Source organism: Escherichia sp. E13S3, assembly GCF_004212325.1.
Lineage (GTDB): Bacteria > Pseudomonadota > Gammaproteobacteria > Enterobacterales > Enterobacteriaceae > Escherichia.
On the sequence record NZ_RHJR01000012.1, the window covers coordinates 223,287 to 239,407 of the forward strand.

The following is a 16,121-nucleotide window of genomic DNA, read 5'->3' on the forward strand; positions in this document are numbered from 1 at the left end:
ATTGCCATGTCTCAGTTTCACTTAATCGCCCCGTCGGGTTACTGCATTAATCAGCACGCCGCGCAGCGCGGTATTCAACGCCTGATGGATGCGGGTCATCAGGTCAATAACGTAGAGGTCATTGCCCGTCGCTGTGAGCGGTTTGCAGGTACGGAAACGGAGCGGCTGGCGGATATTAATTCCCTTGCAGGGCTGACATCACCCAACACTATCGTACTGGCGGTTCGCGGCGGTTACGGCGCCAGCCGCTTACTGGCGGATATTGACTGGCAGGCGCTGGTTGCTCGCCAACAACATAATCCGTTGCTGATCTGCGGGCATAGCGATTTCACAGCCATCCAGTGTGGACTGCTGACCCAGGGTAATGTCATCACCTTTAGCGGCCCGATGCTGGTGGCGAATTTTGGCGCGGAAGAGCTGAACGCCTTTACCGAGCACCATTTCTGGCTGGCATTACGCAATGAAACATTCACCATTGAATGGCAAGGGGAAGGCCCGACGTGTCGGACCGAAGGCTCGTTGTGGGGAGGCAATCTCGCGATGCTGATTTCGCTGATTGGTACGCCGTGGATGCCGCAAATTGAGAACGGTATTCTGGTGCTGGAAGATATTAACGAGCACCCTTTCCGCGTCGAACGTATGCTGTTACAGCTCTATCATGCCGGAATTTTACCGCGTCAAAAGGCGATTATCCTCGGTAGCTTCAGTGGTAGCACGCCCAATGATTATGACGCGGGTTACAACCTGGAGTCGGTGTACGCGTTCTTGCGTTCCCGCCTGTCTATTCCACTCATAACTGGCCTCGATTTTGGTCATGAACAACGCACAGTTACGCTGCCGTTGGGCGCACATGCCATCCTTAATCACACCCAGGAAGGCACACAGTTGACGATTAGTGGTCATCCTGTTCTTAAAGTGTAAAAAAATCACGTTTCAGGGCTAAGTAAAACGCTGTTTCTGCCGCTAATATGGTAGGGTTTATATAAGAGACAGCGTAATCAGGAGTAACCGACCGTTGGATGCCACAACAATAATTAGCCTTTTCATCTTAGGATCCATCCTTGTCACCAGCAGTATTTTACTTAGTTCATTTTCTTCCCGTCTTGGCATTCCCATTCTGGTTATTTTTCTGGCGATCGGCATGCTGGCGGGGGTTGATGGCGTCGGCGGCATCCCGTTTGATAATTATCCTTTTGCTTACATGGTAAGTAACCTCGCGCTGGCGATTATTTTGCTCGACGGTGGGATGCGTACCCAGGCCAGTTCATTTCGCGTGGCGTTAGGCCCGGCGCTGTCACTGGCGACGGTGGGCGTGCTGATTACTTCTGGTTTAACCGGCATGATGGCGGCGTGGCTGTTTAATCTCAATTTGATTGAAGGCTTATTAATCGGCGCTATTGTCGGTTCCACGGATGCCGCTGCGGTATTTTCTCTGCTTGGCGGCAAGGGGCTTAACGAACGTGTTGGCTCGACGCTGGAAATAGAATCCGGCAGTAATGATCCGATGGCCGTGTTTCTGACCATTACCCTGATTGCGATGATCCAGCATCATGAGAGCAATATTAGCTGGATGTTCATTGTCGATATTCTGCAACAATTTGGTCTGGGCATTGTAATAGGTCTTGGCGGCGGTTATTTACTACTGCAAATGATCAACCGCATCGCCCTGCCCGCCGGATTATATCCATTGCTGGCATTAAGTGGCGGTATTCTGATTTTCTCATTAACTACTGCACTGGAAGGTAGCGGTATTCTGGCGGTGTATCTGTGCGGTTTTCTGCTGGGTAATCGCCCTATTCGCAACCGCTACGGCATTCTGCAGAATTTCGACGGCCTCGCCTGGCTGGCGCAAATCGCCATGTTCCTGGTACTTGGGCTGTTGGTTAACCCAAGCGACTTACTGCCTATTGCCATTCCGGCGCTCATTTTGTCCGCATGGATGATTTTCTTCGCTCGTCCCCTTTCGGTATTTGCCGGATTGCTGCCGTTCCGTGGCTTCAATTTGCGTGAGCGCGTATTTATCAGTTGGGTCGGACTGCGCGGCGCGGTGCCGATTATCCTGGCGGTGTTCCCGATGATGGCGGGCCTGGAGAATGCGCGTCTGTTCTTTAATGTCGCCTTCTTCGTGGTTCTGGTTTCGCTGTTGTTACAGGGAACATCGCTCTCGTGGGCGGCGAAAAAAGCCAAAGTGGTGGTTCCGCCCGTCGGACGCCCGGTATCACGCGTTGGCCTTGATATTCATCCGGAAAACCCGTGGGAACAGTTTGTTTATCAGTTGAGTGCCGATAAATGGTGCGTGGGCGCGGCGCTGCGCGATCTGCATATGCCAAAAGAGACGCGTATTGCGGCACTGTTTCGTGATAACCAGTTGCTTCATCCCACTGGCAGCACCCGACTGCGTGAAGGCGACGTCTTGTGCGTGATTGGTCGGGAACGCGATCTCCCGGCGCTCGGTAAACTGTTCAGCCAGTCACCGCCAGTCGCGCTGGATCAACGTTTCTTTGGTGACTTCATTCTTGAAGCCAGTGCCAAATATGCCGATGTGGCGCTGATATATGGTCTGGAAGACGGTCGGGAGTATCGCGATAAACAGCAAACGCTGGGGGAAATTGTCCAGCAATTGTTAGGCGCGGCTCCGGTTGTCGGTGATCAGGTGGAGTTTGCCGGGATGATCTGGACGGTGGCCGAGAAAGAAGATAATGAAGTACTGAAGATTGGCGTTCGGGTAGCGGAGGAAGAAGCCGAATCTTAAGTTTGATCCGTCTTGTATCGCCGGATGCGACGCTGGTCGCATCCGGCTACAGCAAGTTACACCGTCACAACAGGCACACGTAACGCCAGCGCGCACATCAATTCATAGCCAACAGTTCCGGCAGCGGCGGCGACATCATCAATTTTGATCTCTTTGCCCCACAGCTCAACCGGGGTACCAATACCCGCCTGCGGGCAAGGCGTTAAATCGACCGCCAGCATATCCATCGAGACAGTCCCTACCGTCATGGTGCGTACGCCGTCGACTAAAACAGGGGTACCGGTTGGCGCATGCCGCGGATAACCGTCAGCGTATCCGGCGGCGACAATGCCGATTCGCTGTTCATCACGCGCGGTATAGCGACCGCCATAGCCCACGCGCTCTCCCGCTTTCAGCGTCTGGACACCAATAATCTCGCTACTTAACGTCATTACTGGACGTAATCCGGTATTGGCGATATCGCGCCACTGACCGGACGGTGATGCACCATACAAAACAATTCCCGGACGCACCCAGTCAAAATGCGCTTCCGGATGCCACAGCGTCGCCGCCGAGTTAGACAACGAGCGTCGACACTCCAGCCCTTCCGCCGCCTGGTCAACACGCGCCATCGCCTCGGTAATCCCATCAGGATGCTCGGCCTCGGCAAAATGCGACATCAGGGTCATTTCGCCAACATTCGCCATCGCCCGCAGTTGCTGCCAGACGGTGGACACGCGATCGGGCAGGAAGCCCAGCCGATTCATTCCACTGTTCACTTTAAGATAAATATCCAGGGGTGCTTTTAGTCGCGCGTTTTGCAACGCTTTGAGCTGCCAGTTACTGTGAACGCAGGTAGTCAGGCGATACTGGTCATAAATCTCCAGATCCTGGGCGTGGAAAAAACCTTCCAACATGAGGATCGGCCCTTTCCAGCCGCGCTCACGTAGGATAATGGCCTCTTCCAGATTAAGTAAGGCAAAGCCATCAGTCGCCCCGAGCGCACTCCAGATACGCTCAATACCGTGCCCATACGCGTTCGCTTTTACCACCGACCAGACGCGCGCGTGCGGCGCGGCCTGGCGGACGATGTTCAGATTCTGTTTTAATGCCTGTAGATCGAGGCTGGCCTGTATCGGTCTGGTCATCTCGATTCCTTAGCTGTGCGCGCCATGTAAATGGCCCGGGCGTGATGGCGTAAATCCACGGCTGTAGCGCGCTACGCTTAAATCCTCATACGGGATAGCGGGCGTGCGCCCCGAGAGCAGATCGCTTAACAACTGGCCGGAACCGCAAGCCATCGTCCAGCCGAGCGTACCGTGACCGGTATTCAGCCACAGATTTTTAAAGCGTGAACGACCAACAATCGGCGTGCCGTCTGGCGTCATCGGGCGCAAACCGGTCCAGAAAGTTGCCTGCTCGACATGACCGCCGCGCGGATAGAGATCGCGAACGACCATTTCCAGCGTTTCACGACGCGGCTGTAACAGTTCAGTGTTAAAGCCAACAATTTCCGCCATCCCGCCAACGCGGATACGGTTATCGAAACGGGTAATGGCGATTTTGTAGGTTTCATCAAGAATGGTGGATACCGGCGCGCCATCTTCCTGCGCAATTGGAATGGTCAGGGAATACCCCTTCAGCGGATACACCGGAATATCAACAATGCCTTTGAGCATCGCCGTCGAGTAAGAACCAAACGCCATCACATACGCATCGGCCTTAATCACTTCATCACCACACTTCACGCCGTAGATTTGCTCGCCGTCGCAAAGTAGTTGATCAACGGGCGTATTAAAGCGGAATTTAACCCCCGCCTGCTCCGCCATCCGCGCCAGATTCTGGGTAAAGAGCTGGCAGTCTCCGGTTTCATCATTGGGCAGTTGCAAACCGCCGGTCAGTTTATGCGCCACTTCTGCCAGTGCGGGCTCCACTTCTGCCAGGCGGCTGGATTCCAGTAATTTGTACGGCACACCAGCATCTTCCAGCACGGCGATATCGCGAGTGGCGTTTTCATATTGTTGTTCGGTACGGAACAGTTGCAGCGTCCCACCCTGCCGACCTTCATACTGGATATTTGTCTCTGCGCGTAATGCTTTCAGGCAATCACGGCTGTATTCCGCCAGGCGCACCATCCGCCCTTTATTTTCCATATAGTGGCTGGTGTCGCAGTTACGTAACATTTGCCACATCCATTTCAACTGGAACTGCGTACCGTCGAGACGAACGGCCAGCGGCGCATGGCGCTGAAACATCCATTTAATCGCTTTTAAAGGCACGCCTGGTGCTGCCCACGGCGCGGCATAGCCAGGGGAGATTTGCCCGGCATTCGCTGCGCTGGTTTCAAGAGCCGCCCCCGGTTCCCGATCAATGACGGTGACCTCATGTCCTGCCTGATTCAGATACCAGGCGCTGGCAACGCCTACCACACCACTTCCCAGTATGACAACTCGCATAGCCACTCCGATAACGGTAGATACAGTAAAAGAATAATAATCTAATTACATCTTGATAACTCAGTTGAAAATATTATTCAACATACAGCTTTTTTATGGTGAGCCAGCTCACATCTCCCTGACACAGCGGGAATATGCTGTCTTTGGCATCTCCTGCTGAACGTGCTTTTTATCCAGCAGAAAATTCCGTTGAGAAGCTAATTATTGGCACTCCGATAATAAGAAATCGCAAAGAAAAAAATTCTCCGGCGACGCGGTTTTTAACAGGTGTTCTATGCTTGAAATGAGGTGCTCCACACAGAGAGCGCCGACAACAATGAGGTGCGCGTATGGCGACGATCGATTCTATGAATAAGGACACCACACGTTTGAGCGATGGACCCGACTGGACGTTCGACCTGCTGGATGTTTACCTTGCAGAGATAGACCGGGTGGCGAAACTCTATCGGCTGGATACCTACCCGCACCAGATTGAAGTGATCACTTCGGAACAGATGATGGATGCCTACTCCAGCGTCGGCATGCCGATTAACTATCCGCACTGGTCATTCGGTAAAAAGTTTATCGAAACCGAACGTCTGTATAAGCACGGTCAACAAGGGCTGGCCTATGAAATTGTCATTAACTCTAACCCGTGTATCGCTTACCTGATGGAAGAGAACACCATTACCATGCAGGCGCTGGTGATGGCACATGCCTGCTATGGTCACAACTCTTTCTTCAAAAACAATTACCTGTTTCGCAGCTGGACCGACGCCAGTTCGATTGTCGATTATCTGATTTTTGCCCGTAAATATATTACCGAGTGCGAAGAGCGTTATGGCGTTGATGAAGTAGAAAAGCTGCTGGACTCCTGTCATGCCCTGATGAACTACGGCGTGGACCGTTACAAACGTCCGCAAAAAATCTCTCTCCAGGAGGAAAAAGCCCGGCAGAAAAGTCGCGAGGAGTATCTGCAAAGTCAGGTCAACATGCTGTGGCGTACCCTGCCGAAGCGCGAAGAAGAGAAAACAGTCGCCGAAGCGCGCCGCTATCCTTCCGAGCCGCAAGAAAACCTGCTTTATTTTATGGAGAAAAATGCCCCACTACTGGAATCATGGCAGCGTGAAATTCTGCGTATTGTGCGAAAGGTGAGCCAGTATTTTTATCCGCAAAAACAGACCCAGGTGATGAACGAAGGCTGGGCGACCTTCTGGCACTACACCATCCTTAACCATCTGTACGATGAAGGGAAAGTGACCGAACGCTTTATGCTGGAGTTTTTGCACAGCCACACCAATGTGGTTTTCCAGCCGCCCTATAACAGCCCGTGGTACAGCGGAATAAATCCGTATGCGCTTGGTTTCGCCATGTTCCAGGATATTAAACGGATTTGTCAGTCGCCGACGGAAGAAGACAAATACTGGTTCCCGGATATCGCCGGTTCTGACTGGCTGGAAACATTGCATTTTGCGATGCGTGATTTCAAAGATGAGAGTTTTATCAGCCAGTTCCTGTCACCGAAAGTGATGCGTGATTTTCGCTTCTTCACCGTTCTGGACGACGATCGCCATAATTATCTGGAAATTTCTGCCATTCATAATGAGGAAGGTTATCGGGAGATCCGTAACCGATTATCGTCGCAATATAACTTAAGTAATCTGGAGCCGAATATTCAGATCTGGAACGTGGATTTACGCGGCGACCGTTCACTGACGCTGCGCTACATTCCGCATAACCGCGCTCCGCTGGACCGGGGGCGTAAAGAGGTGTTGAAGCATGTGCATCGCCTGTGGGGATTTGATGTGATGCTCGAACAGCAAAACGAAGACGGCAGCGTCGAGTTGCTGGAACGTTGTCCGCCGAGAATGGGAAATCTGTAAAAACAACAAAAAACCCCTCGTTTGAGGGGTTTGCTTTTTAAACGGAAGGGATTATCGCCCCTGAATGGCTAAATCACCCGGCAGATTTTTCTGCATCCGGTGCCATATCTCGCCACTCTCATGCCCATAGCGGCGCACTGTTTCGTAAACCTGATCATGCGCGCCTTCAGTGCACAATGCCGATAGCTTGTGATAGAAGCCCAGTGCCAGACTGCGCGCCTCCGGATTAGCGAAATAGTGACGACCAATTCGCGTATACAGCCCTTTCATCCCGTTGAGGATCAGACCGTAAATTGGGTTACCGGAAGCAAACGCCAGACCGCGGAAAATGTTGTAATCCAGGTCAGCAAAGGCGTCGGCGTGATCGGCCACTTCATTGGCGGTTGCCAGCACTTCTTGCGCTTTATCAGGATGCTGACGAAATGCGGTGCGAATAAAAATTGTCGAAATATTGGTACGCACTGACAGCAAATTATCAATAAGCTGCGGCACACTTTCGTGATCCAGTCGCGCCAGCGTCTCAAGAATATTCAACCCGGAGGTTTCCCAGAAATTATTCACCTTCGTCGGTTTGCCGTGTTGAATAGTCAGCCAGCCGTCTCGCGCCAGGCGCTGCAACACTTCACGTAACGTAGTACGCGTTACGCCAATTAATTCTGAAAGTTCACGTTCTGCGGGCAAAATAGTCCCGGGCGGGAAGCGGTTATTCCAGATACTTTCAATAATGTACTCTTCCGCGAAACCCGCCGGGCTTTGCGCCTTAATGACCATAGTGAGATTTCCATAACACAGCAAAACAAAGTTGCACTCATCATACCAGAGGGCTAATCACGCTGATAGCAGACAAAAAGAAGAAAAAAGGGATCAAGGCTTCATTTTCTGCATCTCTTTCTCCTTGATCATCAATACTTGCCTCACTCCTGCACGACCGTTAAGCTTTGCGCTTAAACATAAAAACATCATTGATTATTACTAAGGTAAGGGAAACCATCATGGAAATCTCCTGGGGCCGCGCGTTATGGCGCAATTTTTTAGGCCAGTCACCTGACTGGTACAAACTTGCCCTCATCATTTTTTTAATTATTAACCCGCTCATTTTTCTCATCAGTCCTTTTGTTGCTGGCTGGCTGCTGGTAGCGGAGTTTATTTTCACACTGGCAATGGCCCTGAAATGCTACCCGCTGCTCCCCGGCGGTCTATTGGCTATCGAAGCCGTCTTCATCGGCATGACCAGCGCGAAACATGTCCGTGAAGAAGTGGCGGCAAACCTTGAAGTCTTGCTGTTACTGATGTTTATGGTGGCGGGCATCTATTTTATGAAACAGCTGTTGCTGTTCATTTTTACTCGCTTGCTGTTAAGCATTCGCTCCAAAATGCTGCTATCGATCTCTTTTTGCATTGCGGCAGCGTTTCTCTCCGCGTTCCTCGATGCTTTAACCGTCGTGGCGGTGGTGATCAGTGTTGCAGTAGGCTTTTATGGCATTTATCACCGCGTAGCCTCTTCCCGTACCGAAGATACCGACCTGCAAGACGATAGTCATATCGACCAGCATTACAAAGTTGTTCTGGAGCAGTTCCGTGGGTTCCTGCGTAGTCTGATGATGCACGCTGGCGTCGGTACCGCATTAGGTGGCGTAATGACCATGGTGGGTGAGCCGCAAAACCTGATTATCGCCAAAGCCGCTGGCTGGCATTTTGGCGATTTCTTCCTGCGCATGTCACCAGTGACCGTTCCGGTTCTGGTTTGCGGTCTGTTAACCTGCCTGTTGGTGGAGAAGCTGCGTTGGTTTGGCTACGGTGAAACGCTGCCGGAGAAAGTCCGCGAAGTGCTGCAACAGTTTGACGATCAAAGCCGCCACCAGCGTACCCGTCAGGATAAAATTCGTCTGATTGTCCAGGCGATTATCGGCGTCTGGCTGGTGACTGCACTGGCGTTGCATCTGGCGGAAGTTGGCTTGATTGGTTTGTCGGTCATTATTCTGGCGACATCATTAACCGGTGTCACCGATGAACATGCCATCGGCAAAGCCTTCACCGAATCTCTGCCATTCACCGCACTGTTGACCGTCTTTTTCTCGGTAGTCGCAGTCATTATCGACCAGCAGCTGTTCTCCCCGATTATCCAGTTTGTGCTGCAGGCATCGGAACATGCTCAGCTTTCGCTGTTCTATATTTTCAACGGCCTGCTGTCATCCATTTCGGATAACGTCTTTGTGGGGACGATTTATATCAACGAAGCGAAAGCGGCAATGGAGAGTGGTGCGATTACGTTGAAGCAATACGAACTTCTGGCAGTTGCCATTAATACCGGGACCAACCTGCCCTCTGTCGCCACGCCGAACGGCCAGGCTGCATTCTTGTTCCTGCTGACCTCTGCACTCGCGCCATTGATTCGCCTCTCTTATGGCCGCATGGTGTGGATGGCCCTGCCTTATACCCTCGTCCTGACTCTCGTCGGACTGCTCTGCGTCGAGTTTACTCTTGCCCCTGTAACCGAATGGTTTATGCAAATGGGCTGGATAGCAGCGCTTTGATAACAACTAACCGGGCATATTGATGCCCGGTTTGCCTTTTCGCCCGATAATTGTTCGATTACGATCGATTTTTGATTCCCCCTGGTGGCGCAGCGAATGAATTGGTTTAAACTGCGCATTCTATGCATATTGCAGGGATATTATTATGTTGCGATTTTTGAACCAATGTTCACAGGGTCGGGGTGCGTGGCTGTTGATGGCGTTTACCGCTCTGGCACTGGAACTGACGGCGCTGTGGTTCCAGCATGTGATGTTACTTAAACCTTGCGTGCTCTGTATTTATGAACGCTGTGCGTTATTCGGCGTTCTGGGTGCCGCGCTGATTGGCGCTATTGCTCCGAAAACTCCGCTGCGTTATGTGGCGATGATTATTTGGTTATACAGTGCGTTCCGCGGTGTGCAGTTAACTTACGAACACACTATGCTTCAACTCTATCCGTCACCGTTTGCGACCTGTGATTTTATGGTTCGCTTCCCGGACTGGCTGCCGCTGGATAAATGGGTGCCACAAGTGTTTGTCGCCTCTGGCGATTGTGCCGAGCGTCAGTGGGAATTTTTAGGTCTGGAAATGCCACAGTGGTTGCTCGGTATTTTTATCGCTTACCTGATTGTCGCGGTGCTGGTGGTGATTTCCCAGCCGTTTAAAGCGAAAAAACGTGATCTGTTTGGTCGCTAATCAATTCGGCGCTCCTGCGGGAGCGTCTTTTTCCTGCCGCTATGTTTATTTGACCCGCAGTAAATCAGAACTTCGTGTTGTATAACGTGGTGAAAGCATGGCTCGCTTCATCTGCCATTGTTGCTGGATCCCCTGCCCTGCAAAATAGAGTGTTCCCCTGCCATCCTTAGCATTCAGCATATCCATTACCGCCATCAATTGTTCACTACCGGGACGCGGTGCGTTGTTATCGAACAAATTTAGCTGCGCCACTCCCTGACTGAAAAAATCGCCCAACATCACGCCCGCTTTTTGGTAGCGATGGCCCGCTTGCCAGATGGCGTCCAGAGATCGCGTAGCCGCGTTAATAATGTCTCTGCTGTCCTGGGTAGGCGTCAGCAGTTTTACCGACGCACTATTACCGTAATAGGATTCATTGAGCGCAAATGGCGACGTTTTAATAAACGTGGAGATAAACCGACAATATTGATGCTCACTGCGGAGTTTTTCTGCCGCCCGGGCGGCGTAACTACAAATGGCCTGCCGCATCGATTCATAATCCGTGATACGTTCGCCAAACGAGCGGGAACAGATAATTTCCTGCTTCGTCGGAGCAAACTCTTCCAGCTGCAAACAGGGTTCGCCGCGCAGTTCACGCACCGTTCTTTCGAGTACCACATTAAAGTGTTTACGAATAAACCGGATATCTGTATCCGCCAAATCCAGAACGGTTTTGATACCCATCGCGTTCAATTTTTTGCTGATGCGCCGTCCAATCCCCCAGACTTCATCTACGGGTAAAGCGGCCATTAATTTACGCTGGCGTTCCAGATTGGATAAATCCACCACCCCACCGGTCTGCCGCTGCCATTTTTTTGCCGCATGATTGGCAAGTTTTGCCAGCGTTTTGGTCTGAGCGATACCCACCCCCACGGTGAGATGCGTGCGTTGCAATACCGTTGCGCGAATTTCTCTGCCAAAGTCAGTGAGATCGCGGCAGTTACGTACCCCCGTCAAATCGCAGAACGCTTCATCAATACTGTAAATCTCCACGCGAGGAGATAGCTCTTCCAGCGTCGACATCACCCGATTGCTCATGTCTGCGTAAAGCTCATAATTGCTGCTAAAGCAGACAACGCCACAGCGACGAAACAGCTCTTTTTGTTTGAACCAGGGATCGCCCATTTTAACGCCCAGCGCCTTTGCCTCAGCGTTTCGGGCAATAACGCAACCGTCATTATTCGATAGCACAACCACCGGTTTACCCCATAAGTCAGGGCGAAACACCGCTTCACAACTGGCATAAAACGAGTTCACATCGCAAAGGGCAAACATCAGCGCATCGCCTTTATTACATGGACAACTACACCAAAGACATCCAGCGTATCCTCGCTGCCGAGGGTAATCGGCGAGTACGCGCTATTCATGGGAATAAGCTGTACCGTCGGGCGCAACTGCAATTTTTTCACCGTAAACTCGCCATCGACAGCAGCGATGACGATATCACCGTGGCTGGCGGTAATAGCGCTATCGACAATCAATAAATCACCGTCACTAATCCCACCGTCAATCATGGAGTCTCCGCTCGCTTTGACGAAGTAAGTCGCGCTGGGATGCTGAATAAGCAATTGATTCAGATCGATACGCTGTTCAACGTAATCCGCTGCCGGTGAAGGAAAGCCACACTGAACAAGATCGCTAAATAGCGGAAAAGTCACAATTTCGCGGAGATCCGCAGGCTTGATAAACAACATAATAATCTGCCTGAAGTTGTACTGTTTTTATATACAGTAGTCTGTTCTTACCAGCAGATCAATACTGATTCAGGCTATCAATATCTGTCGCTGCGTAGGCTGATCCTTAAGGATTGCCGCCCCACTGTTAACTGTCTGAACGCGGTATGGATATGTCGGTAAGCATTACCTAAAAATACGGTTAATTTTATAGTTTAAACCTTTTTTAGTTATTAGTAAGATACCTGTGCTTCCAAAAAAGCTGGGAAATTCAACGACTCTTGGAAATTTTTGGACCTTGTCCCGCGGCTACAATCCGACAGCCGCGTTTCTTTTTACTATCTAACCCACCGTAAACCTACGGACCTTGCTCTACGGCTCATCCTGTACCCGTGTGATCCTGGCCACGTAATGAATGGATAGCAGTGAGTTATCCGGTTACGACATCAACCAGTTCTTTGGTTTCATCACTTTGGACTCTGCCCACCACAATAAATCTGAGAAGATGGACAACGAGAGCAATAACACTGACCATAAATAAGCCTCAAAAAAAAATAATAAAAGAAGCCATTTGTTTTATTAACAACGAGGATTTAATGATCAATAGAATTACAGGTGTTTTAGTTAATGGGATATCTTCAATATTAAAATGATATAAAGAGTAGTTATTGTTTTCCTGACACATTGTTCCCGGGGGCGGACTTCAAGATGGTCATTGAAAATGATCAAGCCAATAATACCTTCCGATATTTATATTTTTATCGTGAAGCGTTTTTAATATAGCGCTAAAGTTTATCGTTCAACTAAAGACACGTTACCGTGGATTAACAGTATGAACGGAGTTTTTTCAGCACGGCGTGATATTAATCATTTCGAGTTGGATGATGAAAAGCAATATGACAGACGAGACGTTAATGCAGGACTTTTCCATGAGTGGAGGGCGTTGCGTAACGTTGGATATTTACGCTCAGGAAGATAGGTGTGTTTATTATGTTGAAAATCATGGGGAAGATCAGGATCTTGCTGTGGTTTATCCTGCTCAGGCAGTAGCATTCTACGGCGGATCCATCGCCTGATGGCGCTTCTTTGTCCACTGTCATTTGCATGATTGTAGAGTAAACATAGACTGGAATTGAACAGTCTCACGTAATCAGAATCACCCATATAGCGGATGATTCTCAGTTTCAACCGCCAGTGCATAGCGCTAAATAAAACTAACAACATAAAAGGACTTTATGAACTTTTTCGCATATTCTACAAGCATATTCACGAGTATTTTTATATCAACTACCTGTAGATCGGATATATAACGACGTCGTTTGATATCCGAATTTACCGTCTTTCGCTTTATACCCACCAGAACACCTGAGTAGAATAAGCATGCATGTTCAGGCGGTCTAATGAATGTGTCCATTGGTTACGGCATTTGAATTATTGTCATACCGTAGATTATCTTTTTTCGCGTGCTACGATTTACTTAGAAACAGCGATGACGCTCTCACTTTTTAGCTCGAAAATTTTTTGCAGGATTCAGGATTAATACTTCAGCCCATCAGTACAAAATATTTCATACTTCCAATATACCGCCAGCCCTAACTTCATCGCGGCACTCTGGCGACACGTCTGGAAAATCGGGGTCATTTCTTCCCGGGTAGCAAATCGCTAATACACTGTGCGCCAGACCTTGTTATTGATGACCAGAAAACCGCAAGGACCATTTTCGCTGCGGCTTGACTGATGCGGATTATTGCGCCCAGTCAGGTTTATTTAAGATATGGTCCTGCCAGTCAATCACTTCCGACTCTTTCACCGCGATATGGCGCACTGAAATGCGTTCGCCATGCATGGCTGCTTTTGAACCAGTAAGTAGCGGATGCCACGCAGGTAAATCTTTACCCTCCGCCAACAAGCGATAAGCGCAAGTCATCGGTAGCCATTCGAACGTGGGCAGATTTTCACGAGTTAACTTAATGCAGTCGGGTTCAAACTCGAAGCGGCGTTCGTAGTTCCGACATTGACAGGTTTTAATATTGAGCTGACGGCAGGCAACGTTAGTGAAGTAGATTTCGTCGGTGTCTTCATCCATCAGTTTATGCAGGCAGCACTGACCACAACCATCACACAACGACTCCCATTCTGCATCGCTCATTTCGTCCAGGGTTTTACTTTGCCAGAAAGGTATATCGCTCATCAGGTGTTCCACCATTACGTTAAAACGCACCTTATAACCAGTCTGGCACGGCGATGCAAGCTTTGCCGCCCCTTTCAGGCGGCAAAAGTATTACAAAACGCGAGTTGTCAAAGAATGACCGCCGAAAGTAACCGTCAATTCATCGCCACTGTGCAGCGGACCAACACCATCAGGCGTGCCTGTCAGCACAACGTCACCGGCCTTAAGGGTAAAAAACTTGCTCATATAAGCAATCAGTGGAACGATTTTGTGGATCATGTCCGCAGTCGTACCTTGTTGGCGTTGTTCGCCGTTTACACTTAGACCCAGCGACGTATTTTGTGGATCACCGCTGAACTCTGCTGCAGGAATAAACCCGGAAAGTGGGCACGAGTTATCAAACCCTTTGGCCTTTTCCCACGGCTGTCCGGCTTTCTTCATTTTTCCCTGAACATCACGTAATGTCAGATCGAGCGCCACACCGTAACCTGCAATAGCTTTGCGCACATGCTCTTCCGTGGCCTGACGTAGCGTCGCGCCAATCAACACCGCCAGTTCAACTTCATGATGAACCGAGCCGAAATTAGAGGGGATAGCCAGGGGCTGGCGCAGATCACACAGTGCCGTTTCAGGTTTAATAAACAACACGGGCTCTTCGGGCACTTCACTCCCCATCTCTTTAATATGTTTGGCATAGTTACTGCCAACACAGACGACCTTACTCACCGGATAATCCAGCAGCGCACCTTGCCAGTTGTGATGTTGATACATAACGTTCCTCTCACTTCATCGTGGTTCTTAAAACCCGCTCCAACGAATATGATGCCACCGCCGGATATCGGTTATTTGTCAGTACTGTCTGTATTTTTCGCCATCACAGAAAGATGTTGTTTAAGCAAATCCTCAGGTGGTGGTGGTAACTGGAGATAATAACCTTGCTCGGCTAATGCCTGTTTAACTTTCTCAATATCGGCATTTACCAGTTTTTTCCGCCCATCCAATGGCAGAATCATCGCGAGTTGAGGTTGGCCAAACCCTTTCATCAGCTCCTCTGGAACACGCGAAAAATCGTCTTTTTTTTCGACATATAAATAGGTCTGGTCACGTTTGCTACTTCGATAGATCACACAAAACATAATTTTACTCTGAATAAATGTGGGGGTGACTTGCCTCAATATAATCCAGACTATAACATGCCTGATAGTCTTCGTAATATCATCGCTCGCTGATGATGATAATTAGCTAATTGAGTAAGGCCAGGATGTCAAACACGCCAATCGAGCTTAAAGGTAGCAACTTCACCTTATCAGTGGTTCATCTGCATGAGGCAGAGCCTAAGATTATTCATCAAGCGCTGGAAGACAAAATCGCTCAGGCCCCCGCATTTTTAAAGCATGCCCCCGTCGTACTCAATGTCAGTGGCCTCGAAGAACGGGTCAACTGGTCAGCAATGCACAAAGCTATCTCAGCAACTGGCTTGCGGATAATTGGCGTCAGCGGTTGTAAAAATGCGAAACTGAAAGCTGAAATAGAAAAGATGGGGCTACCAATCCTGACTGAAGGAAAGGAAAAAGCGCCACGTTCAGCTCCCGTTCCCCAGGCACCAGCGCAAAATACGATCCCGGACACAAAAACACGTTTAATAGATACGCCTGTGCGTTCCGGTCAGCGCATTTATGCTCCACAATGTGATTTGATTGTTACAAGTAATGTAAGTGCAGGAGCAGAATTGATCGCGGATGGTAACATTCATGTCTATGGCATGATGCGCGGTCGTGCGCTGGCCGGGGCAAGTGGTGACCGGGAAGCGCAAATATTTTGTACTAACCTGATGGCCGAACTAGTATCTATTGCTGGTGAATACTGGCTGAGTGATAAAATCCCAGTAGAATTTTATGGCAAAGCGGCACGGCTGCAATTAGTCGAAAACGCTTTGACCGTTCAATCGTTAAATTGATCCCTTTTTAACAAGGAATTTTT

14 protein-coding genes and 1 pseudogene are annotated in these 16,121 nt (G+C 49.8%); 6 read left to right on the forward strand and 9 right to left on the reverse strand.

The genetic code is table 11. The features are described from left to right. Positions 1-6: 6 nt before the first annotated feature. Both ldcA and D9597_RS13210 read left to right on the forward strand, forming a co-directional pair. Positions 7-921: a muramoyltetrapeptide carboxypeptidase gene (gene ldcA / locus D9597_RS13205; protein WP_130222843.1), complete on the forward strand. Its 915-nt coding sequence runs from the start codon at positions 7-9 to the stop codon at positions 919-921. A 94-nt stretch (positions 922-1,015) separates the two neighbouring features. Beyond that, positions 1,016-2,752 (forward strand): potassium/proton antiporter, encoded by a 1,737-nt coding sequence (locus tag D9597_RS13210; RefSeq protein WP_064528688.1) that lies wholly within the window; start codon positions 1,016-1,018, stop codon positions 2,750-2,752. 56 nt (positions 2,753-2,808) lie between these two features. Here D9597_RS13210 and dadX read toward each other — a convergent pair whose 3' ends face one another. Next, complete coding sequence (dadX, locus tag D9597_RS13215) at positions 2,809-3,879, reverse strand: catabolic alanine racemase DadX (protein WP_130222845.1); 1,071 nt, start codon at positions 3,877-3,879, stop codon at positions 2,809-2,811. A gap of 9 nt (positions 3,880-3,888) precedes the next feature. Continuing rightward, complete coding sequence (gene dadA, locus D9597_RS13220) at positions 3,889-5,187, reverse strand: D-amino acid dehydrogenase (protein WP_130205629.1); 1,299 nt, start codon at positions 5,185-5,187, stop codon at positions 3,889-3,891. 329 nt (positions 5,188-5,516) lie between these two features. On the opposite strand from dadA, the gene D9597_RS13225 reads away from it, so the two are divergent. Then, positions 5,517-7,049, forward strand: a complete 1,533-nt coding sequence (locus tag D9597_RS13225) for a SpoVR family protein (protein ID WP_130205627.1) — start codon at positions 5,517-5,519, stop codon at positions 7,047-7,049. Positions 7,050-7,100: 51 nt separating this feature from the next. Here D9597_RS13225 and fadR read toward each other — a convergent pair whose 3' ends face one another. Beyond that, positions 7,101-7,820, reverse strand: coding sequence for a fatty acid metabolism transcriptional regulator FadR (gene fadR, locus D9597_RS13230; RefSeq protein ID WP_130215962.1), 720 nt, complete (start codon positions 7,818-7,820; stop codon positions 7,101-7,103). Positions 7,821-8,041: 221 nt separating this feature from the next. On the opposite strand from fadR, the gene nhaB reads away from it, so the two are divergent. After that, positions 8,042-9,583, forward strand: a complete 1,542-nt coding sequence (gene nhaB, locus D9597_RS13235) for a Na(+)/H(+) antiporter NhaB (RefSeq protein ID WP_130222847.1) — start codon at positions 8,042-8,044, stop codon at positions 9,581-9,583. A 145-nt stretch (positions 9,584-9,728) separates the two neighbouring features. Beyond that, positions 9,729-10,259, forward strand: a complete 531-nt coding sequence (gene dsbB / locus D9597_RS13240; protein ID WP_130215958.1) for a disulfide bond formation protein DsbB — start codon at positions 9,729-9,731, stop codon at positions 10,257-10,259. A 45-nt stretch (positions 10,260-10,304) separates the two neighbouring features. Here dsbB and umuC read toward each other — a convergent pair whose 3' ends face one another. The 6 genes and pseudogenes from umuC to D9597_RS13270 all read right to left on the reverse strand — a co-directional run bounded on the left by umuC (position 10,305) and on the right by D9597_RS13270 (position 15,277). Further along, positions 10,305-11,573 (reverse strand): DNA polymerase V catalytic protein, encoded by a 1,269-nt coding sequence (gene umuC, locus D9597_RS13245; RefSeq protein ID WP_130222849.1) that lies wholly within the window; start codon positions 11,571-11,573, stop codon positions 10,305-10,307. After that, a complete protein-coding gene (locus D9597_RS13250) occupies positions 11,573-11,992 on the reverse strand; it encodes a translesion error-prone DNA polymerase V autoproteolytic subunit (protein WP_130205617.1) in 420 nt (139 codons plus the stop codon). Before D9597_RS13250 ends, umuC begins: the two co-directional genes overlap by 1 nt. Before the next feature lie 1,515 nt (positions 11,993-13,507). Then, positions 13,508-13,678, reverse strand: a pseudogene (locus tag D9597_RS23590) (hypothetical protein); the annotation flags it as partial. Between the two features lie 37 nt (positions 13,679-13,715). Continuing rightward, positions 13,716-14,162, reverse strand: coding sequence for a YcgN family cysteine cluster protein (locus D9597_RS13260; protein WP_205712811.1), 447 nt, complete (start codon positions 14,160-14,162; stop codon positions 13,716-13,718). A gap of 90 nt (positions 14,163-14,252) precedes the next feature. Further along, complete coding sequence (locus D9597_RS13265) at positions 14,253-14,912, reverse strand: fumarylacetoacetate hydrolase family protein (protein WP_130205613.1); 660 nt, start codon at positions 14,910-14,912, stop codon at positions 14,253-14,255. Positions 14,913-14,983: 71 nt separating this feature from the next. Further along, complete coding sequence (locus D9597_RS13270) at positions 14,984-15,277, reverse strand: YcgL domain-containing protein (RefSeq protein ID WP_130205736.1); 294 nt, start codon at positions 15,275-15,277, stop codon at positions 14,984-14,986. Between the two features lie 125 nt (positions 15,278-15,402). Here D9597_RS13270 and minC point away from each other — a divergent pair, with 125 nt between their 5' ends. Then, positions 15,403-16,098, forward strand: a complete 696-nt coding sequence (minC, locus tag D9597_RS13275; RefSeq protein WP_130215951.1) for a septum site-determining protein MinC — start codon at positions 15,403-15,405, stop codon at positions 16,096-16,098. Positions 16,099-16,121: the final 23 nt, after the last annotated feature.